General features: G+C 66.2%; 27 protein-coding genes. 13 read left to right on the top strand and 14 right to left on the bottom strand.

What is annotated here, in order from left to right:
* Positions 1 to 2: 2 nt before the first annotated feature.
* The 4 genes from rapZ to FPZ24_RS08785 all read right to left on the bottom strand — a co-directional run bounded on the left by rapZ (position 3) and on the right by FPZ24_RS08785 (position 3621).
* The gene (gene rapZ, locus FPZ24_RS08800) at positions 3 to 923 is read right to left on the bottom strand and encodes an RNase adapter RapZ (protein WP_146571174.1); all 921 of its coding nucleotides are present in this window, start codon (positions 921 to 923) and stop codon (positions 3 to 5) included.
* A complete protein-coding gene (locus tag FPZ24_RS08795) occupies positions 920 to 1297 on the bottom strand; it encodes an HPr kinase/phosphorylase (protein ID WP_420853350.1) in 378 nt (125 codons plus the stop codon). Before FPZ24_RS08795 ends, rapZ begins: the two co-directional genes overlap by 4 nt.
* 70 nt (positions 1298 to 1367) lie before the next feature.
* Complete coding sequence (locus FPZ24_RS08790; RefSeq protein ID WP_146571170.1) at positions 1368 to 2948, bottom strand: sensor histidine kinase; 1581 nt, start codon at positions 2946 to 2948, stop codon at positions 1368 to 1370.
* Complete coding sequence (locus tag FPZ24_RS08785; protein WP_146571168.1) at positions 2917 to 3621, bottom strand: response regulator transcription factor; 705 nt, start codon at positions 3619 to 3621, stop codon at positions 2917 to 2919. Before FPZ24_RS08785 ends, FPZ24_RS08790 begins: the two co-directional genes overlap by 32 nt.
* A gap of 135 nt (positions 3622 to 3756) precedes the next feature.
* Between FPZ24_RS08785 and FPZ24_RS08780 the strand changes: the two genes are divergently transcribed.
* From FPZ24_RS08780 to FPZ24_RS08770, 3 genes are read left to right on the top strand one after another with little or no spacing between them, the layout of a single operon-like run.
* Positions 3757 to 5376, top strand: coding sequence for a phosphoenolpyruvate carboxykinase (locus FPZ24_RS08780; protein WP_240047392.1), 1620 nt, complete (start codon positions 3757 to 3759; stop codon positions 5374 to 5376).
* Between the two features lie 42 nt (positions 5377 to 5418).
* Complete coding sequence (locus FPZ24_RS08775) at positions 5419 to 5859, top strand: hypothetical protein (protein WP_146571164.1); 441 nt, start codon at positions 5419 to 5421, stop codon at positions 5857 to 5859.
* Between the two features lie 60 nt (positions 5860 to 5919).
* Positions 5920 to 6249: a hypothetical protein gene (locus tag FPZ24_RS08770; protein WP_146571162.1), complete on the top strand. Its 330-nt coding sequence runs from the start codon at positions 5920 to 5922 to the stop codon at positions 6247 to 6249.
* On the opposite strand, the gene FPZ24_RS08765 is transcribed toward FPZ24_RS08770, so the two are convergent.
* Together FPZ24_RS08765 and FPZ24_RS08760 are read right to left on the bottom strand one after the other, a co-directional pair.
* Positions 6246 to 6698: an NfeD family protein gene (locus FPZ24_RS08765; protein ID WP_146571159.1), complete on the bottom strand. Its 453-nt coding sequence runs from the start codon at positions 6696 to 6698 to the stop codon at positions 6246 to 6248. The genes FPZ24_RS08770 and FPZ24_RS08765 overlap by 4 nt on opposite strands.
* Entirely contained in the window at positions 6695 to 7657 is a 963-nt protein-coding gene (locus tag FPZ24_RS08760) for an SPFH domain-containing protein (RefSeq protein WP_146571157.1), read from the bottom strand. The genes FPZ24_RS08765 and FPZ24_RS08760 overlap by 4 nt, the downstream gene beginning before the upstream one ends.
* A 155-nt stretch (positions 7658 to 7812) precedes the next feature.
* On the opposite strand from FPZ24_RS08760, the gene guaB reads away from it, so the two are divergent.
* The 4 genes from guaB to FPZ24_RS08740 are packed head-to-tail and all read left to right on the top strand — an operon-like array spanning position 7813 to position 11594.
* Positions 7813 to 9270, top strand: coding sequence for an IMP dehydrogenase (gene guaB, locus FPZ24_RS08755; RefSeq protein WP_146571155.1), 1458 nt, complete (start codon positions 7813 to 7815; stop codon positions 9268 to 9270).
* Entirely contained in the window at positions 9267 to 9872 is a 606-nt protein-coding gene (locus FPZ24_RS08750; RefSeq protein WP_146571153.1) for a hypothetical protein, read from the top strand. Before guaB ends, FPZ24_RS08750 begins: the two co-directional genes overlap by 4 nt.
* Positions 9869 to 11053 (top strand): RsmB/NOP family class I SAM-dependent RNA methyltransferase, encoded by a 1185-nt coding sequence (locus FPZ24_RS08745; RefSeq protein WP_146571151.1) that lies wholly within the window; start codon positions 9869 to 9871, stop codon positions 11051 to 11053. Before FPZ24_RS08750 ends, FPZ24_RS08745 begins: the two co-directional genes overlap by 4 nt.
* A 34-nt stretch (positions 11054 to 11087) precedes the next feature.
* Entirely contained in the window at positions 11088 to 11594 is a 507-nt protein-coding gene (locus FPZ24_RS08740; RefSeq protein ID WP_146571149.1) for a tetratricopeptide repeat protein, read from the top strand.
* Here FPZ24_RS08740 and rsmA read toward each other — a convergent pair.
* From rsmA to FPZ24_RS08720, 4 genes are all read right to left on the bottom strand, one after another.
* Entirely contained in the window at positions 11587 to 12408 is an 822-nt protein-coding gene (gene rsmA, locus FPZ24_RS08735; protein WP_146571147.1) for a 16S rRNA (adenine(1518)-N(6)/adenine(1519)-N(6))-dimethyltransferase RsmA, read from the bottom strand. The two genes, FPZ24_RS08740 and rsmA, sit on opposite strands and share 8 nt — an antisense overlap.
* A complete protein-coding gene (gene pdxA / locus FPZ24_RS08730) occupies positions 12405 to 13412 on the bottom strand; it encodes a 4-hydroxythreonine-4-phosphate dehydrogenase PdxA (RefSeq protein WP_146571145.1) in 1008 nt (335 codons plus the stop codon). Before pdxA ends, rsmA begins: the two co-directional genes overlap by 4 nt.
* 13 nt (positions 13413 to 13425) lie before the next feature.
* Positions 13426 to 14727: a peptidylprolyl isomerase gene (locus FPZ24_RS08725; protein ID WP_146574312.1), complete on the bottom strand. Its 1302-nt coding sequence runs from the start codon at positions 14725 to 14727 to the stop codon at positions 13426 to 13428.
* 132 nt (positions 14728 to 14859) lie between these two features.
* Positions 14860 to 17064 carry an LPS-assembly protein LptD gene (locus FPZ24_RS08720; protein ID WP_146574310.1) on the bottom strand — a complete coding sequence of 735 codons (2205 nt, stop codon included), beginning with the start codon at positions 17062 to 17064 and terminating at the stop codon, positions 14860 to 14862.
* 205 nt (positions 17065 to 17269) lie between these two features.
* Between FPZ24_RS08720 and FPZ24_RS08715 the strand changes: the two genes are divergently transcribed.
* From FPZ24_RS08715 to ndk, 3 genes are all read left to right on the top strand, one after another.
* Positions 17270 to 18727 carry a leucyl aminopeptidase gene (locus FPZ24_RS08715; RefSeq protein WP_146571143.1) on the top strand — a complete coding sequence of 486 codons (1458 nt, stop codon included), beginning with the start codon at positions 17270 to 17272 and terminating at the stop codon, positions 18725 to 18727.
* A gap of 13 nt (positions 18728 to 18740) precedes the next feature.
* Complete coding sequence (locus FPZ24_RS08710) at positions 18741 to 19181, top strand: DNA polymerase III subunit chi (protein WP_146574308.1); 441 nt, start codon at positions 18741 to 18743, stop codon at positions 19179 to 19181.
* Between the two features lie 78 nt (positions 19182 to 19259).
* Complete coding sequence (gene ndk, locus FPZ24_RS08705) at positions 19260 to 19682, top strand: nucleoside-diphosphate kinase (protein ID WP_146571140.1); 423 nt, start codon at positions 19260 to 19262, stop codon at positions 19680 to 19682.
* Positions 19683 to 19807: 125 nt separating this feature from the next.
* Here the strand turns inward: ndk and FPZ24_RS08700 are convergent, their stop codons facing one another.
* From FPZ24_RS08700 to purM, 4 genes are read right to left on the bottom strand one after another with little or no spacing between them, the layout of a single operon-like run.
* Positions 19808 to 20431 (bottom strand): hypothetical protein, encoded by a 624-nt coding sequence (locus FPZ24_RS08700; RefSeq protein WP_146571138.1) that lies wholly within the window; start codon positions 20429 to 20431, stop codon positions 19808 to 19810.
* Positions 20428 to 20757 carry an MmcQ/YjbR family DNA-binding protein gene (locus tag FPZ24_RS08695; RefSeq protein ID WP_240047671.1) on the bottom strand — a complete coding sequence of 110 codons (330 nt, stop codon included), beginning with the start codon at positions 20755 to 20757 and terminating at the stop codon, positions 20428 to 20430. The genes FPZ24_RS08700 and FPZ24_RS08695 overlap by 4 nt, the downstream gene beginning before the upstream one ends.
* Before the next feature lie 44 nt (positions 20758 to 20801).
* Entirely contained in the window at positions 20802 to 21359 is a 558-nt protein-coding gene (purN, locus tag FPZ24_RS08690) for a phosphoribosylglycinamide formyltransferase (RefSeq protein WP_146571134.1), read from the bottom strand.
* A complete protein-coding gene (gene purM / locus FPZ24_RS08685) occupies positions 21352 to 22458 on the bottom strand; it encodes a phosphoribosylformylglycinamidine cyclo-ligase (RefSeq protein WP_146571132.1) in 1107 nt (368 codons plus the stop codon). The genes purN and purM overlap by 8 nt, the downstream gene beginning before the upstream one ends.
* A 64-nt stretch (positions 22459 to 22522) precedes the next feature.
* Between purM and FPZ24_RS08680 the strand changes: the two genes are divergently transcribed.
* From FPZ24_RS08680 to FPZ24_RS08670, 3 genes are read left to right on the top strand one after another with little or no spacing between them, the layout of a single operon-like run.
* A complete protein-coding gene (locus tag FPZ24_RS08680) occupies positions 22523 to 23764 on the top strand; it encodes a heavy-metal-associated domain-containing protein (protein WP_146571130.1) in 1242 nt (413 codons plus the stop codon).
* Positions 23761 to 24387, top strand: a complete 627-nt coding sequence (locus FPZ24_RS08675) for a P-loop NTPase family protein (RefSeq protein WP_146571128.1) — start codon at positions 23761 to 23763, stop codon at positions 24385 to 24387. The genes FPZ24_RS08680 and FPZ24_RS08675 overlap by 4 nt, the downstream gene beginning before the upstream one ends.
* Positions 24384 to 26555, top strand: a complete 2172-nt coding sequence (locus tag FPZ24_RS08670) for an RNA degradosome polyphosphate kinase (RefSeq protein ID WP_146571126.1) — start codon at positions 24384 to 24386, stop codon at positions 26553 to 26555. Before FPZ24_RS08675 ends, FPZ24_RS08670 begins: the two co-directional genes overlap by 4 nt.
* The last annotated feature ends 2 nt before the right edge of the window (positions 26556 to 26557 follow it).

Genomic DNA, 26557 nt, shown 5'->3' with positions numbered 1-26557 from the left:
TACTATCCCAAACTTGCTCGCGGCGCACCCTCAAGCGAGTCCTGTGGCGCCGCCCCCAAATCCCTGTGCGCAACCGTGGGCGAAAACCCGGCCTCGCGCAACCGCCCTGCGATGCGCTCCGCGACGTGGACCGAGCGATGTCTCCCTCCGGTACAGCCGAACGCGATCGTGACGTACGACTTGCCCTCGGCGCGGTAGCGCGGAAGCAGGAGGAGCAGCAGGTCCTCGATCTGCCTCATCGCCGCGTCATAAGCCGGATCGGCCGCGACATAGGCCGACACGTCGGCGTCGAGCCCCGTGCCGGGCCGCAATTGCTCGTCCCAATGCGGATTGCGCAGGAAACGCATGTCGAACATCAGGTCGGCGTTGCGCGGCACGCCCCGCGCGAAGCCGAACGACATGACCGCCAGCGTCGGTTCGCCGAGCCCTTCGCCGCTGAACGTCGCGCGCACCTGCTGCGCCAGTTCGTTGCTGCTGAGATCGGTCGTGTCGATCAACCGGTTCGCCCACCGCCGCAGTGGCGCGAGCAACTCGCGTTCGCGCGCGATACCGTCGCTGGCGGGCCGATCGAGCGCGAGCGGGTGGCGCCGACGCGTTTCCGAATAGCGCCGCTCTAGCTCGGCACCGCCGCAATCGAGGAACAGGGTGCCGATGTCGTAGGCGTGATCGTCGCGCAGCTTCTTGATCCGCTTGACGATGCGGTCGGGGTCGAAATCGCGGGTCCGCGCGTCGATGCCGAGCGCGAGCGGGCGGTGATCGTCCTCCGCGCCTTCCGCCGGCGGCGAGCTGAGCAAGCGATCAAGCAGGCGGAGTGGCAAATTGTCGACCGTCTCCCAGCCGAGATCCTCGAGCGTCTTGAGCACGGTCGACTTCCCCGCGCCCGACAGGCCGGTGACCAGCAGGATTTCGCGCGCGTCGTTCATACCTCGGCCCCCGCCAGATGCTCGATCGCCAACTCGACCTTGATCGGCGCCGATGCCGATCGCGCGTCGATCGCGACCTCGGGGATCGCGACGCCGGCGATGCTCCGCTTCTCGTCGCTCGGCGGCATGCGCTCCGGCGAGTCGGTCAGGCGGATGGCCAGCGCGACGCGTACCCCATCCCGATGCGCGATCGGAACGATCCCGATCCCGCGGACCTCGATCTGTCCGGCGATCGTATCCGGCGCGGACGCGATGAGCACGTCGCCGTCGCGAGCTAGCACCGTATAGTCGTCGCTGACCAGCACCGCGCCGCGGTCGATCAGCCGCAACGCCAGGTCGGACTTGCCCGCGCCCGATGGACCTTCGATCAACACCGCGCGGTCGCCGATCGCGACGCTCGTGGCGTGGAGCGTTTCGGACGAGGGCAGGGCGATGACATGCCTCCTATCGGCCCGGCGAAAGCGGCAGGCGGACGACGAACCGAGCGCCGCTCAACCGATCCTCGCGCGATTCCACGACGATCGTGCCCTGATGCCCTTCGACGATGGTCCGCGCAATGGCGAGGCCGAGGCCGGAATGCTTGCCGAACTCTTCGCTTTCGGGCCGGATCGACTGGAAGCGATCGAACACCGACTCGCGCGCTTCCTCGGGAACACCTGGTCCTTCGTCCTCGACCCGCACGACCAGCTCACGTCGTTCGACCGTCGCGCCGACGGTAATCAGGCCGTTGTCGGGAGAGAAGGACACGGCGTTTTCGAACAAATTCTCGAACACGCGCTCCAGCCGCGCGCCCTCCGCCATTACCGGGCGGCTGCCCTGGACCTGATTGTCGAAGCGGATCTGCACGCCGCGCTCGACCCCGCGCTCGCCGCGTTGCGCGATCAGGCCGGCGATCATCGCGGGCACATCGACCTCGTCGAACTTGGCGCGGCTCAGCTGTGCGTCGAGGCGCGAGGCCTCGGCGATATCGGTGATCAGCCGGTCGAGCCGATGCACATCGTCGCGCAGGATCGCCAGCAGTCGTTCGCGCAGTTCGGCGTCCTTGACCGATCCCAATCCTTCGAGCGCCGACCGCATCGAGGCGAGCGGGTTCTTCATTTCGTGCGCGACGTCCGCAGCGAACGCCTCTGTCGCGTCGATCCGGGCGCGCAGGGCCTGGCTCATGTCGCTCAACGCGCGCGCCAGGCTGCCGATCTCGTCGCGGCGCGAGGGCAGGCGGGGGACCACCACTTCGCGGGCGCGCCCGAGCCGGACGCGCACCGCTGCCCGGGCCAACCGACGCAACGGCCGCACGATTGTCCTCGCCAGGAACAGCGAGAGGAAGATCGACACGAGCGACACGATCCCCAGCACGATGCTGAGCCGCAGCCGTTCGCTGCGCACGGTCTGCGTGATGTCGCGCGCGTTGACCGTGGTCATGACGATCTCGCCATCGCCCAATGCCGCTGCGGCGGTGATGACCGGTGTACGATCGGGCGCGCGCCACACCGTCGCGGGGGCGCTCGCGGTCGTCCGCGCGGTGTGGACGTCGGGCCACTCGCTGCCCGCCGGCCGCTCACGGTAGAGCGGCGCGCGGGGCGAATTGACCACCGTGTCGATCATCGCGTCGAGGAACCGCGCGACTTGCTGGCGCCAATCCTGCGTCGTCGGGTCGATCAGTTGCACGTTGCGCAGCCCCATGGCGCGCGTGTCGCCGGCCAGCGCGCCGTCCGCCCGAAACAGGCGAATGCGCGTCCCCGTGTCGCGCGCCAGTTGCAGCGCCAGCGCCGCGCGATGATCGGCCGCGGAGGCGTTCATCGCCGCGGCGATCAACCGCGCTTCGCGGCTCGCCTGCGCGGTGCGGCTGTCGAGGATGCGGCTGCGATAGGAATCGAGGTAGAAGAACCCGCCCGCCAGCAGCGCCAATGCGAAGATATTAAGCGCCAGGATGCGCGTGGTGAGCGAGATGCGCCCGGACCACCTGAGAGAAAGATCGCGCCCCTCCTCGTCGGGGTCATTCCTCCGAAAAACGGTAGCCAGCGCCATAGAGCGTTTCGATTGCGTCGAAGTCGCCGTCGACCTCGCGGAACTTGCGGCGGACGCGCTTGATGTGGCTGTCGATCGTGCGGTCGTCGACATAGATGTCGTCCTGGTACGCGGCATCCATCAACTGGTTGCGCGTTTTGACCACGCCGGGGCGCTGGGCGAGCGCTTCCAGGATCAGGAACTCGGTGACGGTCAGCGTCACGTTGTCGCCGCTCCATGTAACCTTGTGCCGCGCCGGATCCATCTGCAGCCGTCCGCGCTCGATCAGCGTCTCGGCGACCGCTTCCTCGCCCGCACCGGCCTGCGCGACGTCGGTGCGGCGCAGGATCGCCCGAATGCGCGCGATCAGCAGGCGCTGGCTGAATGGCTTAGCGATGTAATCGTCCGCACCCATCGCGAGCCCCAGCGCTTCGTCGAGTTCGTCGTCCTTGCTGGTCAGGAAGATCACCGGAATATGGCTCTTTTCGCGCAGCCGCCGCAGCAGCTCCAGCCCGTCCATCCGCGGCATCTTCACGTCGAAGATCGCGAGATCGGGCGGGTTGTCGATCAGCGCCTTGAGCGCGGTCTCGCCGTCCGAATAGACGCGGGTCAGAAACCCCTCCGCCTGCAACGCGATCGACACGGAGGTCAGGATGTTGCGGTCGTCATCAACGAGCGCGATCGTAGCCGTCATGCCACACGAGGTAGAGGAAAGGGAGTTAACGCTCAATGCCCGGTTTGACGGTCCGTCGGGTGACGGATATGGGCGCGATCAGCGCCAATGCATACGAATGCATGGTTAAAAACAGAAACGTTTGAGGAAAACATCGTGAGTGAGCGCATCCCGGACGCCGGGCTCGAATCGCAGGGTATCGAAACCCGTGCCGACCTCCACTGGAATCTCGTCACCGCGCGGCTGGTCGATGCCGCGGTTTCCCGCAGCGAAGGCAAGTTGAGCGCCGACGGCCCGCTGGTCGTCGAGACTGGTCCGCATACCGGCCGCTCCGCGCAGGACAAGTTCATCGTCCGCGACGCCGAGACCGAGTCGACCGTGTGGTGGGGCAAGACCAACCGCGCGATGTCGCCGGAGCATTTTGCCGCACTGAAGGCCGATTTCATGGCCGCGCTGCGCGACAAGGAAGACCTGTACATCCAGGACCTGTTCGGCGGATCGCAGCCGGAAAACCGCGTCAACGTCCGCGTCGTGACCGAACTCGCCTGGCACAACCTGTTCATCCGCACGATGCTGGTCCGCCCCGAGGCGCACGAGCTGAAGGGGTTCGAGGCCGAGTACACGATCATCGACCTGCCGAGCTTCCGCGCCGATCCGGCGAAGCATGGCACGCGTACCGAAACGGTGATCGCGGTCAATTTTACCGAGAAGCTGATCCTGATCGGCGGCACGCGCTATGCCGGCGAGATGAAGAAGTCGGTGTTCGGCTTGCTCAACTATCTACTGCCGGTTGACGGCGTGATGCCGATGCATTGCTCCGCCAACATGGCGCATGACGGCAGCAATACTGCGGTGTTTTTCGGCCTGTCGGGCACCGGCAAGACGACGCTGTCGGCCGATGCCAGCCGCACCTTGATCGGCGACGACGAGCATGGCTGGTCGGACGAGGCGGTCTTCAATTTCGAAGGCGGTTGCTACGCCAAGATGATCCGGTTGTCGGCCGATGCCGAGCCGGAAATCTTCGCGACGACCAAGCGCTTCGGCACGGTGCTCGAGAATGTCGTGATGGATCCCGTCACCCGTCAGCTCGACCTCGACGACAATCGCCTCGCGGAGAATAGCCGCGGCGCCTATCCGATCGATTTCATCCCGAACACCTCGGCCGAGAATATGGGGCCGGTGCCGAACAACGTCATCTTCCTGACGGCCGATGCCTACGGTGTGCTCCCGCCGATCGCCAAGCTGACGCCGGATCAGGCGATGTATCACTTTCTGTCGGGCTACACCGCGCGCGTCGCGGGGACCGAGATCGGCGTGACCGAGCCCGAGGCGACATTCTCGACCTGCTTCGGCGCGCCCTTCATGCCGCGCCACCCGTCGATCTACGGCAACCTCCTCAAGGAACGGATCGCCAAGGGCGGCGTCGATTGCTGGCTGGTCAATACCGGCTGGTCGGGCGGCAAGGCGACGATGCCGGGAATCAAGCGCATGCCGATCAAGGCGACCCGCGCGTTGCTCAACGCCGCGCTCGACGGCAGTCTGAAGTCGGCGGAATTCCGCAAGGATCCGAACTTCGGCTTCATGGCCCCGGTCAGCGTGCCGGGCGTCGATCCGGCGATCCTCGATCCGCGCGAGGCCTGGTCGAACAAGGCCGAATACGATGCGACGGCGGCGACGCTGGTCGACCTATTCGTCGAGAATTTCGCCCAATTCGCGGATCAAGTCGACGAGGGAGTGCGACAATCCGCACCCCGCGCCGCCACCGCCTCAGCATAATTCGGCCCGATCATCGTCGGGCCTTCCCAGGAAAGCCCGACCATGACCGACCATGAGATCCGTTTCTTCGCCGATGACGCTGCCGTCCGCCACGTGGGGGAGGGACTGCTCACCCGCACCTTGCCCCGCGCCGAATGGACGCACGAGGCGCATCTCGCCTCGTGCCTATGGCTGCTCGTCGAGCGTCCCGACATAGATCCGGAGCGCGACCTGCGGGCAATCATCTCGGGCTACAACGAGTCGGTCGGCGGCGTGAACGACGAGACGCAGGGGTACCACCACACAATCACGATGGCGTATCTGTCGGCAGTCGGCGGTTTTCTGCAGCGCACCGACCCGGCGATGCCACTTGCCGACAAAGTCAACGCCTTGCTCGCCGCACCTGAGGGACGCCGAGACTGGCCGCTGACATCCTATTCGCGCGAACGATTGTTCTCGGTCGCCGCGCGGATGGACTATGTCGTGCCCGATCTGACTTCCTAGCGCCACGACGCCGCGCTAATCAGTAACGGCGCACCCCCGCGCAACGAAAAGGACTGCCCCATGTCGCTTCTCGACGGCATTCTCAGCCAAGTCACCTCGAACGTCGATATCAAGAACCTCGCGTCAAAGGTCGGCATTTCGCCCGAACAGGCCGAAGCGGCGGTCGCGGCGCTCGCCAAAGCGCATCCGCAAGAGGGCGACACCGTCGATACCGCCGCCGCCGCGACAGGGCTCGATTCGGGCATCCTCAGCCAGATCGTCGGTCATATCGGCGGCGAAGGGTCGCTGGGTCAGTTCGCCAGCATCTTCAACGGCGGCGGCGAGGGCGGCGGCATCATGGACAAGATCGGCGGCCTTGCCGGTGGTCTGTTCGGCGGCGGGAAAGCCTAGGCCAAAGGTTCCACCAGCAACACGCTCCCGGCCGCGCCCGTGATCCGCACGCGCGCGCCGGCGGGCATGTCTGGGCCGTTCGCGGTCCAGGCACCGTCGCCGACCTTCACGCGGCCCTCGCCGCCGACGATCGGCTCGCACACCTCGACCGTACGGCCGATCAGTTTGGCGGTGCGGTCGTTCATGCCCGGCACGCCGGCGGTCGATGGGCTGCGATGGTACCAGCGCCGACCGAGCATCACCGCGACGCCACTGAAAAGCGCGAACAGCAACGCCTGGGCGATCGGATGGAGGTCGGGGGCGATCAGCATCACGAACCCGGTGATCGCCGCGCCGACCGCTAAGAAGATCATGAAGAAGCCGGGTGCGATCACTTCCATGATCGCCAGCACAAGCGCCCCGGCAAGCCATAGCGACCACATACTGAAATCGATACCGAAGATCGTCATTGCGGGCTCCGCGTGCGCGGTACGGTGGTGCCGCCCGGTGCCCCGCCGTCACCGTTGCCCAGCGCGCTCTTGGCGAGTTCGCCGATCCCGCCGAGCGTGCCGATCAACTGCGTCGCTTCGACCGGGAACAGGATGGTCTTGGCGTTCGGCGAGGTGGCGAACTGGCTGACCGCTTCGACGTATTTCTGCGCGATGAAATAGTTGAGCGACTGACTGCTGCCGGCTTCGATCGCGTCCGACACCAGCTTCGTCGCGGTCGCTTCGGCCTGCGCCGAGCGTTCGCGTGCCTCGGCGTCGCGGAATGCCGCTTCCTTGCGGCCCTCGGCTTCGAGAATTTGCGACTGCTTCTGGCCTTCGGCGCGGTTGATGTCGTTCTGTCGTGCGCCTTCGGATTCGAGGATCGAGGCGCGCTTCTCGCGCTCGGCCTTCATCTGCCGCGTCATCGCGTTGACGATGTCGGCGGGCGGGCGGATGTCCTTCAGCTCGACGCGCGTGATCTTGACGCCCCAGGCCTCGGTCGCGTGATCGACCACCGCGAGCAGGCGCGCGTTGATCTCGTCGCGCTTCGACAGCGTCTCGTCGAGGTCCATCGAACCCATCACCGTGCGCAGGTTGGTCGTCGAAAGCTGCATGATCGCGACGTACAAGTCGCTGACTTCATACGCCGCCTTCGCCGCGTCGAGCACCTGGAAGAACACGACGCCGTCGACCGCGACCATCGCATTGTCCTTGGTGATGATCTCCTGGCCCGGAATGTCGAGCACTTGCTCCATCATGTTCACGCGCCGGCCGATCCGGTCGAAGAAGGGCACGATGATGGTCAGGCCGGGCTGTGCCGTGTTGGTATATTTGCCGAAGCGTTCGACGGTGTACTGATAGCCCTGTCGAACGACCTTCACGCTGCTGAGCAGGAAAACGAACGCCAGAAACAGAAGCAAGCCTGCGATAACGAGACCCATGTAATCCCCCACACGCTATGTGTCGCCGCCACTTTAGCAGAACCGCGGCGCCGTTATAGCGAAATGCGACGTTGCCGGCGGCGCGGACTGGCGCGCGTCACACGTCTTGATTACATGGCTCGCCAACCTTCGATTCGACAGATTGGCGCTTCCTCATGGACATCCGGCTTGGCCTGACTTTTGACGACGTTCTGCTGGTTCCGGCGGAGTCCGAAGTCCTGCCGAGCGACGCGCAGACCCAGACGCAGCTGACGCGTGACATTTCTCTCGCGATTCCCGTGATTTCGTCGGCGATGGACACGGTGACCGAAGCCGACATGGCGATCGTCATGGCGCAGCTGGGCGGGATCGGCGTGCTCCATCGCAATCTGTCGGTCGAGGAGCAGGTCGCGGCAGTGCGCGCGGTGAAACGCTACGAAAGCGGCATGGTCGTCAACCCGATCACGATCGCGCCCGATGCGACGCTGGGCGAGGCCCAGGCGCTGATGACCCGGCACCGTATCAGCGGCATTCCGGTGACCGAGAAGAATGGGCGGCTCGTCGGGATCCTAACAAACCGCGACGTCCGCTTTGCCGGAAACCCCAACCAGCCGGTCAGCGAATTAATGACGCGGGACAATCTCGCGACCGCATCGGTTGGGGTCGGGCACGAGCAGGCGCGGTCTTTGCTGCATCAGCGGCGGATCGAGAAGCTGCTGGTGGTCGACGACGATTATCGCTGCGTCGGGCTCATCACCGTCAAGGACATCGAAAAAGCGGTCAATTATCCCGATGCCACCAAGGATTCGACCGGACGTCTGCGCGTAGCGGCGGCGACGACGGTCGGCGACAAGGGGTTCGACCGTACCGAGGCGCTGGTCGATGCCGAAGTCGACTTGGTTGTGATCGACACCGCGCATGGCCACAATCGCGACGTCGCGCGCGCGGTGGAGCGGGTGAAGAAGTTGAGCAATTCGGTCCAGGTCATCGCCGGCAACATCGCCACCGCCGAAGCGGCCAGGGCGCTGATCGGCGCGGGGGCGGACGGGATCAAGGTGGGGATCGGTCCAGGATCGATCTGCACCACCCGCGTCGTCGCCGGCGTCGGGGTGCCGCAGCTGACGGCGGTGATCGATTGCGCCGAGAAAGCGGCCAAATCGAACGTGCCGGTGATCGCCGACGGCGGCATCCGCACCTCCGGCGACATGGCGAAGGCATTGGCCGCGGGCGCGTCGACCTGCATGATCGGCTCGCTGCTCGCGGGGACCGAGGAAGCGCCGGGCGAGACGTTCCTGTACCAGGGCCGCGCGTACAAATCGTATCGCGGCATGGGCAGCGTCGGCGCGATGGGTCGCGGGTCGGCGGATCGCTATTTTCAGGGCGACATCAAGGACCAGATGAAGCTGGTCCCCGAGGGCATCGAGGGTCAGGTCGCGTTCAAGGGGCCGGCCAAGGACGTCATTCACCAGCTCGTCGGCGGCATCCGCGCGGCGATGGGCTATACCGGATCGCGCACCATTCCCGACCTGCAGGCGCGCGCGCAGTTCGTGCAGATCACCGGCGCGGGCCTCAGCGAGAGCCATGTCCACGACGTGACGATCACGCGTGAGGCGCCGAACTACCCCACGCGATGACCGCGTTCGTTCGCTGGTCGGGTCTCGCGTTCTGCGTGGCGGCGGTGACGACGCTGGCGCTCAACGTGCTGGTGTCGCCGCATCTGCCCGAGGGCGCGTTTGCGGTCGTCGCGGCATCGCCGACCTATTTCCTTCGCCAGTGCATCGCGGCGGTGGTCGCGCTGTTGCTGGTGTTCGGCCTGGTGGGGCTTCAGATCAGCCGGTCAGGTAGCGGTGGTGCGTTCGGGACGCTCGCCTTCGTGCTGGCGCTCGTTGGTCAGATCACGTTGTTTTCGGTCGAATACGGCCAAGCCTTCACCGTCCACGACTACGCGCTCTACGCACCGAACGCGCTCAATGCCGCGATGGCCGATCCGCACCGGCCGCTCGCACTCGGCGCGCTCATCGCTATCGGCGTCTTCTTCATCGGCTGGCTGTTGCTGGCGATATCTTTGCTCGGGTCGCGACAGACACGATCGAGCGCGATCCTCATCATCGTCGGCTTGCCGCTCGCCTTCGCGACCAAAGGGCTGGGCGTTTACGGCGGCATGGTCGCAAGCCTGGTGACCGGCACAGGCTGGCTCTTGCTCGGCCTGCACATGATGCGGCAACGGGCTGCATGACGCCGGGGGCCCGCGTTCAGGCTGCGATCGAATTGCTCGATCGCATCATCGCCGCCGCACGCGAGAGCGGGGCGGCAGCGGACACGCTGATCGCGCGCTATTTCGCCGAGCGCCGTTATGCCGGATCGAAGGACCGCCGGGCCGTGCGCGAACTGGTCTATGCCGCGATCCGGCGCGCGGGCGAGGTGCCGGAAAGCGGCCGTGCGGCAATGGTCGGGCTCGCCCGCGACGACGCGACAATCGCCATCGGCTTCGACGGATCGGCACACGGCCCGGCGCCGATCGTCGGTGACGAACCGGCCGCAAAGGCGGGGACCGCGCCGGCGTGGATCGGCAAGCGTTTCAAAGCTTCGGATATCGATCCTGCCGAAGCTGCTGCCCTCGTCTCGCGTGCTCCGCTCGATTTACGGGTCAATCGCTTGAAGGGTCGCGACCCGCCTGCAGCATTGGGCGATCTCGGCCCGGAACCGATCGAAGGCCTGCCCGATGCGTTCCGCCTACCGTCGGGTACGGCGATCGAAGTGACCGACGCCTTTCGCGCCGGGCAAATCGAAGTGCAGGACGCGGGCAGCCAGATGGTAACGCTCGCCGCGCAGGCCGAGCCCGGGATGGCGGTGATCGACCTCTGCGCCGGGGCAGGAGGCAAGACGCTCGCACTCGCCGCGGCCATGGACAATCGCGGGGCGATCCTCGCCACCGATACCGACCGGGGGCGCCTGTCGCGGCTCGCGCCCCGCGCCGACCGTGCCGGTGTGTCGATCGTCGAGACTCGGCTACTCGATCCCAATCGAGAGGATGCTGCGCTCGCGGATTGGGCAGGCCGAGCGGACGTCGTGCTGATCGATGCGCCTTGTTCTGGGACCGGTACGTGGCGACGCAATCCCGAAGCGCGCTGGCGGCTCACGCCCGCGCGGATCGACCGGCTGGTTGCGACCCAGAAACGATTGCTCGACGTCGCTGCGCCCTTGGTCAAACCCGGCGGTGCGCTGGTCTATATCGTGTGTTCGCTGCTTGACGAGGAAGGGGCGGGGCAAGCCGTGCGATTCCTGGCCGATCATTCCCATTGGACCGCCGAACAGCCGATCCCGTTCGGTCGCGAGCGCGGCCCCGGCCGTCGTCTGACCCCGCTGCACGACGCGACCGACGGCTTTTTTGTCGCGCGCCTCATCCGCCCATGCTAGCCGCCTAGCCATTGTGCCCCGTCCGGAGACGATCATGCGCCTGTTACCCGCCGCGCTCGCCCTAGCTTTTGCGGCGCTGAGTGTTTCGACCTCGCTGAGCGCGCAGAAGATCGATGCGCCGGTCGATCCGCGATCGATGGCGTTGCTCGCGCAGGGACGCGCGGCGGCTGCGGCGGGCAATCTCGAGCAGGCGACCGACCTGATCGAAACCGCGCTGGCGGTCGATCCGCGCAACCGCGCGGCGTTCGTCGAACTCGCGGCGGTCGCGGAGCGTCAGCAGCTGCCGGGCAAGGCGATCCGGCTGTATCGCGAGGCGTTGCTGATCGAACCCAACGATCCCGCCGCGTTGCGCGGTCAGGGCGAGGCGTTGGTCGCCAAGGGCGCGATGGGTCCGGCGCGCGAAAACCTCGCGAAGATCAAGCAGCTGTGCGGCAAGAAGCCGTGTCCCGATGCCGTGTCGCTGACCGCGACGATCGCCAAGGGTCCGCCGCCGAGCGCAGAGCCGGCGACCAAGGTTCCCGAAGCGCCTGACGCTAAGTAAGCACGCGCGCCACCGCGACGAATTCGGCCACCGATAGCGTTTCCGCGCGCCGGGACGGGTCGATGCCGACCGTGTCGAGCGCTTCGATCGCGCCGGCCACGCTTTTCAGGCTCTGCCGCAGCATCTTGCGCCGCTGGCCGAATGCCGCCGCGGTGACTCGTTCGAGGATCGCAAAGCGCACACCATCGGGCGGGTCGGTCGGGACGATGTGGACCACCGCCGACATCACCTTCGGCGGTGGCGTGAACGCCGAGCGATGCACGTTCATCGCGATCCGCGCGGTCGATCGCCATTGGGCGAGCACCGACAAGCGCCCATAGGCATCGCTGCCCGGCGCGGCGACGATGCGATCGGCGACCTCGCGCTGGAACATCAGCGTCAGGCTTTGCCACCATGGCTGCCAGTCGGCCGATAGCCAGCGCACCAACAACGCGGTGCCGACATTGTAGGGCAGGTTCGCGACGATGTGCGGGCGGCCGGCGAACAGTACGGGCGCGTCGATCTCCAGCGCGTCGCCTTCGATCACCTCGAGCTTACCGGGATAGGCGGCCGCAAGTTCGGCAAGCGGTGGCATGCAACGCCGGTCACGCTCGATCGCGACGACTTTCGCGCCGGCAGCGAGAAGTGCGCGAGTCAGGCCGCCCGGGCCGGGGCCGACCTCCAGCACCTCGGCTTCCGCCAGATCGCCGGGAATCGCCGCGATCCGCCCAAGCAATTGCCCATCGAACAGAAAATTCTGACCCAACGCTTTCGACGCCGACAGGCCATGCCGCGCGATCACGTCGCGCAGCGGCGGCAGTTCGGGGGGCGTCACGCTGTGGCGAGCGCGTCGGCGCGGCGGCGCGCGGCGTCGGCGGCCAGCCGGATCGCGGCGATCATCGCGCCAGGCTCGGCGCGGTCCTGCCCGGCGATGCCGAATGCGGTACCGTGGTCGGGCGAGGTGCGGACGATCGGCAGGCCGAGCGTGATGTTGACGCCCTCGTCGAAATGCAGCGTCTTGAGCGGCACCAGCGCCTGGTCGTGATAGCAGCAGATCGCCGCGTCGTAGGTCGCCCGTGCGCGCGCATGGAACATCGTGTCGGCGGCGAGCGGCCCGACGGCATCGATGCCTTCGGCTTGCAACGCCTCGATCGCGGGGACGATGACGTCGATCTCCTCGCGCCCGATCGCACCTTGCTCGCCGGCATGGGGGTTGAGCCCAGCGAAGGCCAACCGCGGGCTGGCAATCCCGAAATCGCGGCCTAGCGCCCGCGCGGTCACGCGTGCTTTCGCGATTATCAGCGCGGGCGTCAGCAATTCGGGTACGCGAGCCAACGCCACGTGCGTCGTAACCGGTACGACGCGCAGAGTCGGCCCCGCCAGCATCATGACAGTCGCGCTCGCGGCGACGCCGACGCGCTCCGCCACGAATTCGGTCTGGCCCGGGTGCGTGAAGCCGATCTGGTACATCTGCGCCTTCGACACCGGCCCGGTGACCAATGCTGCAGCGGCGCCGGCGCTGGTCAGTCCGGTAGCAAGCTCGAGGGCGTGGAGCGCGCAACGCGCGCCTTCGAGCGTAGGGTGACCGGGATCGACATCGCTCGCGCATTCGACGGTCAGCACCGGCAGCGCGTCGCCGAACACCGCTGCCGCTTGGTCCGGGCCGCCGATCCGTTCGATCGGGCCGTCCCACACGCGCGCGATCGCCCGGCTATCACCCACCGCGAAGAACGGCGCGAGTTGCTCCTGCGCGCGTCGCGCCCAGGCCTTGGCGATAATCTCGGGGCCGATCCCCGCGGGGTCGCCCATCGCGACCGCCAGCGGAGAGGGGAGCGTCATGTCCAGGCCTCGATCAGCGATATTCGATGATCGCGTCGCGACGCAGGTCGCGCAGGATCTTGGCCGCGCGCAGGTTGACGCGCTGCTGTTCCATCTGACCCTGGATCTGGCCTGCGCTCGGCAGATTGCCCGCGGTGGCTTCGGTCACGCCGCACAGCACGAGCGAACTGATCCCTTCGCCGGGCGACCCGAACGGCGGCGTCGCCTGGCCCACCTGCATCTTCAGCACCATGTCCTGCAATTGCGGCGGCAAGTCGCGCACGGTCAGCTGGTCGTTATCGACGACCTCGGCACCGATATCGGCGGCCGCCTTGGCGACGCTGCCGCAGCCGCTGATGCTTTGCAGCGTCTTGGCGAACGCCGCGGCGCGTTGCTGCGTCTGTTCCTGCGTCGTACCGGCCGGGAAGGCGACCTTAATTTGCTTCAGGCTCAACCGAGCGCCGCGCGGGTCGGCGCCGAGGACGGTGCGCTTGTCCTGCAGATAGAGGATCGAAAAACCACCCGGCACCTCGATCGGCCCGGCCAGCTGGCCCACCTGCATCTCGGCGGCGGCCGCTGCCAATTCGGTCGGCAACGCGGCGGCGCGGACCCAGCCGAGTTCGCCGCCGTCCTTGGACGTGGTCGCTTCGGACATGGTGCGGGCATAATAATCGAACGGCGCCTTGCCGGTCTTCATGTCGTCCATCGCCTGGCGCAGCGACGCGGCGACGGCACCCAAGCGGTCCGGGGTCGCGGAGACGTAGATTTCGCGCAGATGGAATTCAGGGGTGCCCTTCGCCGCGTTCAGCGCGTCGAGCACCTTCTTCACCTCTTCGTCGCTGACGTTGATGCCCGGCTCGACGCGACGACGGAGATACCGCTGCCACGCCAGTTCGCCCTCGATCTGACGGCGGATCGATCGCGTCGACGATCCGACCGAGCGGAGATACGGCCCGAATTCCGCCGGCGTCTTGCCGAAGTTCGACGCGACCTTCGCAAATGCCTGGTCGAGCTCGGCCGAGGTGATCGTGATGTCCTCGGTCTTGGCCTGCTGGATCTGCAGCGCCTCGTCGATCAGCCCGCGCAGCACGGTCAGGCGCAGCTGGTCCTCTTCCTCGGGTTTCAGCTTGAACTGGTTCGCGGTGATGATCAGCGCCATCCGCTGATCGACGTCGGTACCGGTAATAACGGTACCGTTGACGATCGCGGTCGGCTTGCGGACGTTGGGGTCGAGCTTGCCGAAAATCTGCAAGTTGCTCGGGATGTTGAGGCCCGTGTCCGGCACCGTTGCATCAGGCACCGTCTGGGCGAGCGTGACGCCCGCCGCGACGAGCATGGTAGTTCCGGCAAGAGCGCGCACGATACGCGACGACGTCGAAAGAATTGTCACTTAGTCAAACACCCCATGAACACGCGAGGAACATCCGAAAATCCCCGCGCGCTTGCCCACTATCGGATGAACGGTTGCTTAGCGACCCAAGTTCTTGAAGGCCAGCGTCAACAGGAAGCTGTTGCCGCGCCTGGCGTCGCCGGTGGTCTGATAGTCGCGCCGCCAGGTCAGGCCGAGACGCAGACAGTCGTCTTCGTACTGCACGCCCAGGCGATGGCGCACGGGGTCGAACCCATCGGCCAATGAGGTAGGATCCTCTGCGCGGTCCGTCAGGTCGATCGTGGCGGAGCCGAACACCGACCAGAATTTCGCGAACGCCACGCGGCCGCCCACCCGGGCTTCCTCGCGATCGCGCAAATCCTCCAGCGTCGGCGCGATGTTACGGTTCAACCGCAAATAACCGAGCAGGATGTAGGTCTTCTTCGATCCGATCGTCGCGTCGATTTCGTTGCGGCGGATCGCCAGATTGTCCTTGTCGAGCCGGTAGCGGTGGACGAACGACACGAAGTCGCGGACGCGGACTTCGGTCCGGCCGACGATGTCCGACCAGCGATCCGTCAGGCCGGTGCCGTCGGGGAAGATTGTCGGCTTGCTCGACAGGCGGTAGCTCTCGCCGATCGTCGCGTTGATTGCGACGCCGGGCAGGTCGAGCGCGTAATCGACGCCGATCGTGAAGCGCGTCGAATCCTCCCAACGGTCGTAGCCGGGGAAGCGGTTGAGCGCGAAGAGGTTGGAATCTTCGAGATCGACCGCGCGCGCATCCTCGTTCGGCACCGACAGATTACCGGCGGGCGGCGAGGCGACGATCTGGAAACGGGGCGTAACGCGCTGGGTGCCGCCCATGAACGCGCCGACCAAGGGCCATTTCACGTCGAGCGCGAGCGCCGCGATGCCGCGCGTATGGATGCCGCTCCGCCCGCGATAGCTGGGAACGGTCGTCGCCAGCACGTCGTCGGCATTGTAGACGTCGCCGCGCGCATAGGCGGTGAGCGTAACTTCCTGGCCCCAGGGCGTGAGCCGCCGCAAGTCCCAGCGCGCGCTGGCGAACGCGCGCTGCGTGTCCTGGCCGGCGGTCCGCGTGATCCCGAGCGTGTTGAGCTGGAGCGCGACGCGACCGCCCAGGACGTCGTCGATCCGGCGGCGATAATCGATCTCGGGCAGCGCGACGGGCTGCAACCCCTGGCGATCGCCGAGCCGCAAGGTCTGCGTCGCCCAGCCGGTAATCCCCAGATAGCTGTTGAGGTCGATCCGTTCGACGCTGACCGTCGACCGCAGCCGGTCGTCGCTGGAAATGTCGTAACGGCGCAGGAAGGTGCGGTCGGTGGTGATCCGTAGCGACCCCGATATCGACCAATTGGGATCGAGCTGGAACCGGGCGATGGCATCGATATACCCGCGAAACGCGCTCTTGGTCGCGTTCGGCGTGACCGACAGGAAATCGGTTTTCGGCGACACCGTCGCATAGGCCGAAATCTTGTAGGCGCCTTTCGTCGTCAGCGTCTCGTACTGCGCCTGCGCCATCGGGGCGACACTGCTGTAGACATGTGGTGTCACCGTCAGCCCGCGATTGGGCGCGAGGCGAAAATAATACGGCACCGCGACTTCGAACCCGTTGGTGCGGCTATAGCGGATATCGGGGCTGAGGATGCCGCTGTCGGCGGCATCGCCAACCGGGTTGGACAGCTTGGGCAGCGGGATCGTCGCGAAGCCGAACAGATGGAAGCGCGCACCGGTGTAATAGATGCGCTCGCGATCGGGGCGATAGACGACCTTTACCGCCGTAATCTTCCACGAAGGATTTTTCGGACAGCCGCCCGAATCGGTCACCGCGCAGGGGGTGTAGGCCGCGGTGCGCAAGGTCACCACGCCGTCCTCGTCGCGGATGCCCTTGACCGCCGCCAGCCGCCCGCCCTGCTGGAGGACGACCAGCATGTTGTCGACGATGCCGTCCTTCAGCGAGTCGGTCAGGTCGATCTTGTCGCCATAGGCGACGTCGCCCTGCGGATTGGTGACCGCGATGTTACCGGTCGCGATGACCTTGCCCGTCTTGCGGTTCCAGACGACCTGATCGGCGCGCAGCTTGTTGCCCTGACGGTACATCCGCACGTCGCCGGTCGCGGTGACGATATCGGTGTCCTGGTCGTATTCGAGCGTACCCGAAGAGAATTGCACCTGGTCGGGATCGGTCGGCGGCGCGGTGCCGATCGGGGGCGGGGGCGTCGCCTCGCGATCCTGCAGGTCCTGCGCGCTCGCCGAACCAGTGGCGCCGAGCGCGAACAGCATCGCCGAGCCGGTCAGGAAAACGGAACGCGTGAAGTTCACCAAACACCCTTTTCGCGGCCACGTCCGTCCTGATCCGGCGTGGCCTGTCAACCGTATCGCATCGCCGTCGCTCAACCGCAATCGGCGCTTTGCCTGTGCGGCAATAGCGGCCTAGAGGGATGCGTCCAGCGCCGATTAGCGCACATTGATTGAGGTTTGCCTTACCATGAAGATCGTTTTCGCCCCGGTTCCGTCCACCACCGACGCGCTGATCCTGCCCGTCGCCAAGGGCGCGCTCGACGCGGCGATCGGTACGCACAAGGCCAAAACGACGCTCGCCGCCGCGGCTGCCGCCGCCAAGTTCGAGGGCGAAGCGGGGGGCGTGGTCGAGACGTTCGTCGGCGATGGCGATACGGTTCAGCGCACGCTGCTGGTCGGCGTGGGCGATAACTCTGACGCGGATTGGGAGAAGGCCGGCGGCGCGGTCACCGTGCGCTTGCTGACCAATGCCAAGAATGTCGCCGTCGATCTGTCGGGCGCCAAGCCGACGCCTGCCGCAACCTCGCGTTTTGCCGGCGCGATCGCGCAGCGCGGCTGGCGGATCGATACTTACCGTACGAAGCTGCCCGAAAAGCAGAAGCCGCAACTCGCCGCGGTGACGATCGCGGGCGCCCCGGAGGGGATCGACGGGGTCTGGAAGAACCAGGATGCGGTGACCGCCGGTCTCGACCTGACCCGTACGCTCGTGTCCGAACCGCCCAACATCGTCTATCCGGCCAGCTTCGTCGATCGCGTGAAGGCGTCGGTCGAGGGTCTCGACCTCGAGATCACCGTACTCGGCCCGAAGGAAATGGGCGACCTCGGCATGGGCGCGCTATTGGGTGTCGCGCAGGGATCGGCGAAGGAAGGCCGGCTGCTCGCGCTCAAGTGGAGCGGGAAGGGGAAGGGCGATCCCGACCTCGCGCTGGTCGGCAAGGGGGTCACGTTCGATACCGGCGGCATCAGCTTGAAACCCGGCGCCGGCATGGAAGACATGAAGTGGGACATGGGCGGCGCGGGCGCGGTGGTCGGCGCGATGAAAGCGCTCGCGACGCGCAAGGCGAAGGCCAACGTGATCGGCGTGTGCGGCTTGGTCGAAAACATGCCCGACGGCAATGCGATCCGTCCCGGCGATATCCTGACCAGCATGTCTGGCCAGACGATCGAAGTGCTCAACACCGACGCCGAAGGGCGGCTGGTGCTGTGCGACTGCGTGACCTGGGTGCAGCAGACCCACCGCCCGAAGACCATCGTCGATCTCGCGACGCTGACTGGTGCGATGATCATCGCGCTCGGCAATGAGCATGGCGGACTGTTTGCGAACGACGACGGCCTCGCCGACCAATTGCTCGCGGCCGGAAAGGCAACGGGTGATCTCCTGTGGCGTTTCCCGTTGTCGGATACCTATAACAAGCTGATCGACAGCCCGATCGCCGACATGAAGAATGTCGGTCCGCGCGGGGCCGGGTCGATCACCGCGGCGCAGTTCATCGGTCGCTTCGTCGATGCCGGGGTGAAGTGGGCGCATCTCGACATTGCCGGGATGGTCTGGGCCGACAAGGCGGGCACGACCTACGACAAGGGCGCGACAGGATACGGCGTGCGCCTGCTCGATCGCTTCGTCGCGGACAATTTCGAAGGCTGATGCCAAGGTGCCGATGCAGGTCGATTTCTACCATCTGACCGCCACCCCGCTCGAACGCGCGCTGCCCAGCATCGCGCAGCGGATCGTGGCGGGCGGTGGGCGGTTGCTGATCGTCAGCGGCGACGAGGGGCAGCGCGGGGCGATCGACCGGCTGCTGTGGAGCTATTCGCCCGAAAGTTTCCTGCCGCATGGCCAGGCGGGCGGCGATGACGACGCTAGCCAGCCGGTGCTGATCGCCGCCGATGTCGCCCCGGCCAACGAAGCCGCCAACATTGCCTTGATCGACGGCGAATGGCGCGATGCGGCGTTGGACTTTGAACGCGCGTTCCATTTCTTCGATGGCGACCGGATCCAGGAAGCGCGCGCCGCGTGGAAGGTGCTGGCGGATCGCGACGGAGTCGAGCGCCGCTATTGGAAACAGGATGATGCGGGCAAGTGGGAGCAGGCGGCTTAGGGTTGCGCCGTCAGCCTGCCACGACTAGAGGGCGCGCAGTTTTCCACAGCCTGCAACAAAGAGGAGCGAGCGACCGCCATGGCCGCCACACGCACGTTTTCGATCATCAAGCCCGATGCCACCCGCCGCAACATCACCGGTGCGGTCACCAAGATGCTGGAGGAAGCGGGTCTCCGCGTCGTCGCGTCGAAGCGCATCCACATGACCCGCGACCAGGCGGAGGGCTTCTATGCGGTCCACCGTGAACGTCCGTTCTTCGGCGAGCTGGTCGATTTCATGATCTCGGGCCCGGTCGTGGTCCAGGTGCTCGAGGGCGAGAACGCCATGCAGCGCAACCGTGACATCATGGGCGCGACCAACCCGGCGAACGCCGAGCCCGGCACGATCCGCAAGGAACTGGCCGAATCGATCGAGGCGAACACCGTGCACGGGTCGGACTCGGACGAGAATGCCGCGATCGAGATCGCGTATTTCTTCAAGCCCGAAGAAATCGTCGGCTGATTTCGTGGGCCGGAAAACCCGGTCCATTCTTCCTCCGTCACCCCGGCCTTGAGCCGGGGTCCCGCTTTTTGGCCATAGAAAAAGAAGCGGGATGCCGGATCAAGTCCGGCATGACGGGTTTTGAGTTACTGCTTGGCTTTCATCGCCCACAGCGTATCGATACGCTTCTGCGAGCCGCCGCGTTCGTGCAGGCGCATGCCGACGACCTTCAACGACCGTCCGCCGATCAGCCCGCCGCCCTTGGTCCGCCACACGATGTCGTACACGCCGGTGGTCGATCGCTGCTGATCGTCGTCCATGTAATTCACGGTGAGCAGAACGGGCAGCTTGCCCTCCTGATCGTCCGCCCCGCCATCGGTCGCCTTGAGCAGCGCGCTCTTGAACCAGCTTGCCGGAATCGTCTGGGTCGGGCTGGTCTGCGACGACACGCCGAGCGCGGTCGGGAACGTCACCGCGATGTCGCCGAGCGCGTGGCGGTCGTCGGGCGTGATCACCACGTCGTTGCCGCGCATCGAGCTCTTGACGACATACGTCGCGCGCTCGCTCGCCTCCGCTTTCTTCTCCGCCTGCTTGTCGGCCTCGTCGGCCTGACGATCGTGATACGTCAGCCATAGGCCGACCGCGGCGATGATCAGCCCGGCGACGGCGACGAACTCGCCCAGATTGATCCAACGGCGGCGCGTCGCGGCGGCTTCGGCCTTGGCGACGGCTTCGGTCGCGGCGACCTCGATCCTGCTGTCCTCGCTCATCGTCCACCGGCCTCCAGCAAGCGCCGTGGCGCGACCATTTCCCAGCTGATCGCTATGCGATCCTCGATCCGGTCCCAGTCGGTGGCGTCGCCGTTCAGTTCCATCCCGATCCAGCCCGACGGGCCGAGATAGGGCGGGACGTGGTAGAAATCGGGGTCCATCTCGACGAGCATCGCCTGCTCTTCGCGACCGCTCGTCTTCACCATCACCGCGGTGTGCCCGTCATTGTGATGGTTGTGCCAGACATAGGCGTAGACCTTGCCCTTCTCGATGAAGAAGGCGGGCGAGCCGTGCGAGAGTTTCTCGGCGGCCTCCGGGTAAGCCATGCAGATCGCGCGAACGCGGGCGAGGTCGGACTCGTAATCGGGACTCATCGTGCCGCGAAGTCTGCCAGAACGCGCGGGTAAAGGCGATGCTCTTCGGCGAGCACCCGGGCGGCAAGGGTTTCGGCATCGTCGCCGGGCTCAATCGGCACGGTCGTTTGGCCGAGCAGCTCGCCGGCGTCGAGTTCCTCGGTGACGATATGGACCGAGCACCCGGCTTCCAAATCGCCCGCGTCGATGGCGCGCTGGTGGGTGTCGAGCCCCTTATACTTGGGCAATAGAGAAGGGTGGATGTTGACGACCCGCCCGCGCCACGTCGCGACGAACTCGTCGGACAGCAGCCGCATATACCCGGCGAGCGCGACGATCTCCGCACCGGCTTCCCGCAACGCGCCAGTCACCGCCGCTTCATAGGCAGCCTTGCCGATCCCTTTTGGCGACAATGCGAAGGTCGGAATGCCATGCTCGCGCGCCCAGGCAAGGCCAGGCGCCGCAGGATTGTCCGACGCCACGACGACGACTTCGTACGCGTCGCTCGCCGCTTCGACGAGCGCCATCATGTTCGAACCGCGGCCCGAGATCAGAATACCGACGGATTTAGGCATTGTGCGTGGCGGACCAGTCGGCGCGGGCGCTCCAAGTTTCGGTCGAGCCGTAAACGGTGCAGCCCCGCTCGCCCGCGACGATCTCGCCGATCCGGAACGCGGTTTCGTCGGCTGCCTCGAGCGCGGCGACGACCGCATCGGCCTGATCCCCCGCCACGACCACCGCCATGCCGACGCCGCAATTGAACGTGCGCGCCATTTCCTCGGGCTCGATCGCGCCCTGCGCCTGCAGGAATGCCATCAGCCGAGTTTGCGGCCACGCATCGGCATGGATCCGGGCATGCGCGCCGTTAGGGAGTACGCGAGGAATATTCTCGAGCAAGCCACCACCGGTAACATGCGCGAGGCCCTTTATCCGTCCCCCCGCAATCAGCGGCATCAGGCTCTTCACATAGATACGCGTCGGCGCCATCAGCGCGTCGATCAGCAGCACGTCGCTATCGAACAGCGCCGGGCGGTCGAGCTTCCAGCCCTTGTCCGCCGCCAGTCGTCGAACGAGCGAATAGCCGTTCGAATGCACCCCCGACGACGCGAGTCCCAGCACGACGTCGCCCGCCGCGATATCTTTGCCTGTCAGTACACGATTACGCTCGACCGCGCCGACGCAGAACCCCGCGAGATCGTAATCGCCCGCCGCATACATGCCCGGCATCTCCGCCGTCTCGCCGCCGATCAGCGCGCAGCCGGCGATCCGGCACCCTTCGGCGATCCCCGCCACCACGCGCGTCGCGACATCGTTGTCCAGCTTCCCGGTCGCGTAATAATCGAGGAAGAATAGCGGCTCCGCGCCCTGCACGATCAGATCGTTGACGCACATCGCTACCAGATCGATCCCGACGCCGTCGTGCTGCCCGCTGTCGATCGCGAGCTTCAGCTTGGTGCCGACCCCGTCGTTCGCCGCGACCAGCAACGGATCGACGAACCCCGCCGCCTTCAGGTCGAAGAACCCGCCGAACCCGCCGAGATCGGCATCCGCGCCGGGTCGCCGCGTGGCTTTCGCCAACGGCCCGATCGCCCGGACCAGCGCGTTGCCGGCGGCGATCGATACCCCCGCATCGGCATAAGTGTAGGGGCTGTTGCGGCGGTCGGTGTCGCTCATGCGATGCCGCCTAGCGATATCGCGCTTGGATTTCCACGCTTGCTTCGCCAAAAGGGCGCCCGACATGCTCCGCGCCCGCTTATTCCATGCTTCCGCCATCGTCGCGGCTCTGGCGCTCGCCGGGGCAGCCGGGATGGTCGCGGCGCAATCGACCCCGACCGACACGATCGACACCAACGCGCCGGTCGACGCCTCGGGCAGCTATCAGATCGACGGCGTGATGGTCGACGTGACCGGGCCGAATGCCGAGGCCGCGCGCTACGCCGGGTGGCGCGTCGCCCAGCGCAAGGGCTATCAGATGCTCGCCAAGAAGATGGGCACCGCGGGCGGCGTGCCGTCGGACAGCGTGCTCGATTCGATGGTGACGGGTATCGTCATCGAGAACGAACAAATCGGCCCCAATCGCTACATCGCGAAACTGGGCGTGCTGTTCAGCCGGGGCAAGATCGGCGGAATGCTGGGCGTCGGCGGCGAGGGGACGCGGTCCCAGCCGATGGTCCTTGTGCCGATCCAGTGGTCGGGCGGGGCGGCGACGGCGTTCGAACAGAAGACGGCGTGGCAGGATGCCTGGGGACGCTTCCGCGCCGGCGACAGCGCGGTCGATTATGTCCGCCCGATCGGCGCCGGTCCCGATTCGCTGTTGCTCAACGAAGGCCAGATCGGTCGCCGCGACCGTGGCTGGTGGCGGAGCGTGCTCGATCAATATGCCGCATCCGATGTCCTGACGCCGGTGGTGACGCTGTCGCGGCAATGGCCCGGCGGTCCGGTGATCGGCGTGTTCGAGGCGCGGCACGGCGCCGACAATCATGTGCTCGCCCGCTTCACCTTGCGGGTAGAGAGCGAGGACGGCCTGACCGCGTTGCTCGACGCCGGGGTCAAGCGGATGGACACGATCTATCAGAACGCGTTGAAGGGCGGGGGCCTCGCCTACGATCCGAGTCTTGCGTACATCGCGCCGCCGATGCCGACGCCGACCGCGACTCCCGAGGCTACCGACACGCCCGGCGATACGATCGTCACGTCCGAAACGCCGACGGCGACTACGGGTACCGCGTCGATGACGATCCAGTTCGACACGCCGACCGCCGGTTCGGTGTCGTCGATCGAAGCGGCGGTGCGCGGCGTTCCCGGCGTGACCGGCGCATCGACCACCAGCATGGCGATCGGCGGCGTGTCGGTGATGCGGCTGAACTACAGCGGCGATCCCGAAGTGCTGCGCACCTCGCTCCAGTCGCGCGGGTTCCAGGTCGGACGCAACGGCACCACGCTCCGCATCCGCCGCGCGGAGCCAGCGCCGGGCGAATGAGCCAGCTCGGCCTGCCGCTGGCTTGGCCACCCGGTCCAGCCGACGACGAATTCCTGGTGACCGCGTCGAACAGTCACGCCTTCCACTTGCTCGAACGCTGGGCGACCTGGCCGGTGATGACCGCATTGCTGATCGGGCCGCGCAAGTCGGGACGCAGCGTGCTCGCGCGCGTGTTCGCCAGCCGTAGCGGTGGGACGTTCGTCGACGATGCCGATCGTCGCGCCGAAAAGGATCTGTTCCACGCCTGGAATGCGGCGCAGGCCGATCGCCGGCCGCAATTGTTCATCGCCGAAAGCGCACCGCCCGATTGGCGCATCGCGATTCCCGATCTGCGCTCGCGCCTCGCCGCTAGCCCGGTCGCGCGGATCGGTCCGCCCGACGACGCGCTGATGCGGTCGTTGCTCGAACGCCAGTTCCTGCGCCGGCATCTCGACGCGCGGCCGGACCTGATCGAATGGCTGATCGCCCGGCTCGACCGCAATTTCGTTGCGGTCGAGCGCGCGGTCGACGTCCTCGACCAGGACGTGCTCGAACACCGCAAGCGCTTGTCCATTCCGCGCGCACGGGCCACACTGGCGGCGGCGGGAATCATCGCCCTGCCTTCATCACAGGATGACCAATGACTCGGCCCGCGCATATCGCTCGTCTCGCCAACGACGACGAGGAGTTCGATCGCGCCGATAGCGGCGAACGTTACTTCAATCGCGAGCTGAGCTGGCTGGCGTTCAACCGCCGTGTGCTGGAGGAGGCGTGCAACGAAGCGCATCCGTTGCTCGAACGCGTGCGATTCCTGTCGATCTCCGGCGCCAACCTGGACGAATTCTTCATGGTCCGCGTCGCCGGGCTGATGGGGCAGCAGAAGCAGGAGGTCGAGCGCCGCTCCGCCGACGGCCTGACGACGCGCGAGCAGCTGACCGCGATCATCGCCGCCGCCGACGCGCTGGTCGAGGATCAGCGCTCGGTCTGGCGCGATTTGCGCCGCGATCTGGCCGAGGTCGGCATCCACGTGCTCGGATCGCGCCAGATCGACGAAGCGGTGAGCGCGGAGGACGCGGCCTGGCTGGAAACGCATTTCCGTGACCAGATCTTCCCGATCCTGACCCCGCAGGCGCTCGATCCCGCGCACCCGTTTCCGTTCATGCCGAACAAGGGGCTGGCGGTGATCTTCGACCTCGTCCGCGCGTCGGACGGCGAGGAGATTCGCGAGCTCGTGATGCTGCCCGCACCGATGGCGCGATTCGTGCGCTTGCCGGGCGAGCCGGCGCGGTACGTCGCGGTCGAATCGCTGGTGAAGCGCTTCTCTTCGATCATCTTCCCCGGCTACGCGGTCAGCGGCGCCGCCGAGTTCCGCGTGCTGCGCGACAGCGATATCGAGATCGAAGAGGATGCCGAGGACCTGGTCCGCTACTTCGCCAACGCGATCAAGCGGCGGCGGCGGGGCAGGGTGATCCGGCTCGAACTCGAATCGGGCATGCCCGAAGGACTGGGCGCCGTACTGCGCGACGAACTCGCGGGCGGCGACGCATTCGTCACCGAAAGCGGCGCGTTCCTGGGCATCCACGACCTCGAAGCGATCATCGACGAGAACCGCCCCGATCTGAAGTTCGTCCCTTTCGCGCCGCGTTTTCCGGAGCGCATCCGCGAATTCGGCGGCGACTGTTTCGCGGCGATTAAGGCCAAGGATATCGTCGTCCACCACCCCTACGAAACGTTCGAGGTGGTGATCGAATTCCTGAAACAAGCCGCCGCCGATCCGGATGTCGTCGCGATCAAGCAGACGCTCTATCGCGCCGGCAAGCAGTCCGCCGTGATCAACGCGCTCATCGCCGCGGCCGAATCGGGCAAGTCGGTGACGGCGGTCGTCGAACTCAAGGCGCGGTTCGACGAGGAGCAGAACCTCCTCTGGGCCTCGGCACTCGAACGCGCGGGCGTGCAGGTCGTCTACGGCTTCTTCGACTGGAAGACCCACGCCAAGGTCTCGATGGTCGTCCGGCGCGAGGCGGGCGAATACAAGACCTACTGCCACTTCGGCACGGGCAATTATCACCCCGTCACCGCGCGCATCTACACCGACCTCAGCTTCTTCACCGCCGATCCCGATATCGGCCGCGATGCCGCACAGATCTTCAACTACGTCACCGGTTATGTCGAGCCGACGCTGAAGTGCGTCGGCATCTCGCCGCGCGACTTGCGACCCAAGCTGACCGCATTGATCGACGCCGAGATCGCCAACGCCGATGCCGGCAAGCCCGCCGCGATCTGGGCCAAGATGAATTCTGTCGTCGACCCGGCGATTATCGAAAAGCTCTACGAAGCATCGAACGCGGGAGTCGAAATCGACCTGATCATCCGCGGCATCTGCTGTCTGCGCCCCGGCGTCCCCGGTATGTCGGAGAATATCCGCGTCAAGTCGGTGATCGGCCGCTTCCTCGAACACAGCCGCATTTGGTGCTTCGGCAACGGCAAGGCATTGCCCAATGACGGCGCGAAGATTTTCATCTCCTCGGCCGACTGGATGCCGCGCAATTTCGACCGACGCGTCGAATATATGCTGCCGATCCTCAACCCGACCGTGCACGACCAGATCCTCGATCAAGTCATGGTCGCGAATCTGATCGATACCGAACAGAGCTGGGTGCTCAATGCGGACGGCAGCTACGATCGTCTCGAACCCGGCACCAAGCCGTTCAATCTACACCGCTATTTCATGACCAATCCGTCGCTCAGCGGGCGCGGCGCGGCGCTGGAGGGCGGGGCGGTCCCGAAACTATCGCTGGCACGGCGGCGTTAGCG

It is taken from the genome of Sphingomonas panacisoli, from assembly GCF_007859635.1.
Lineage (GTDB): Bacteria > Pseudomonadota > Alphaproteobacteria > Sphingomonadales > Sphingomonadaceae > Sphingomonas > Sphingomonas panacisoli.
The sequence above is the reverse complement of the archived record's forward strand: the minus strand, read 5'-3'. Positions and strand labels throughout refer to the sequence as shown.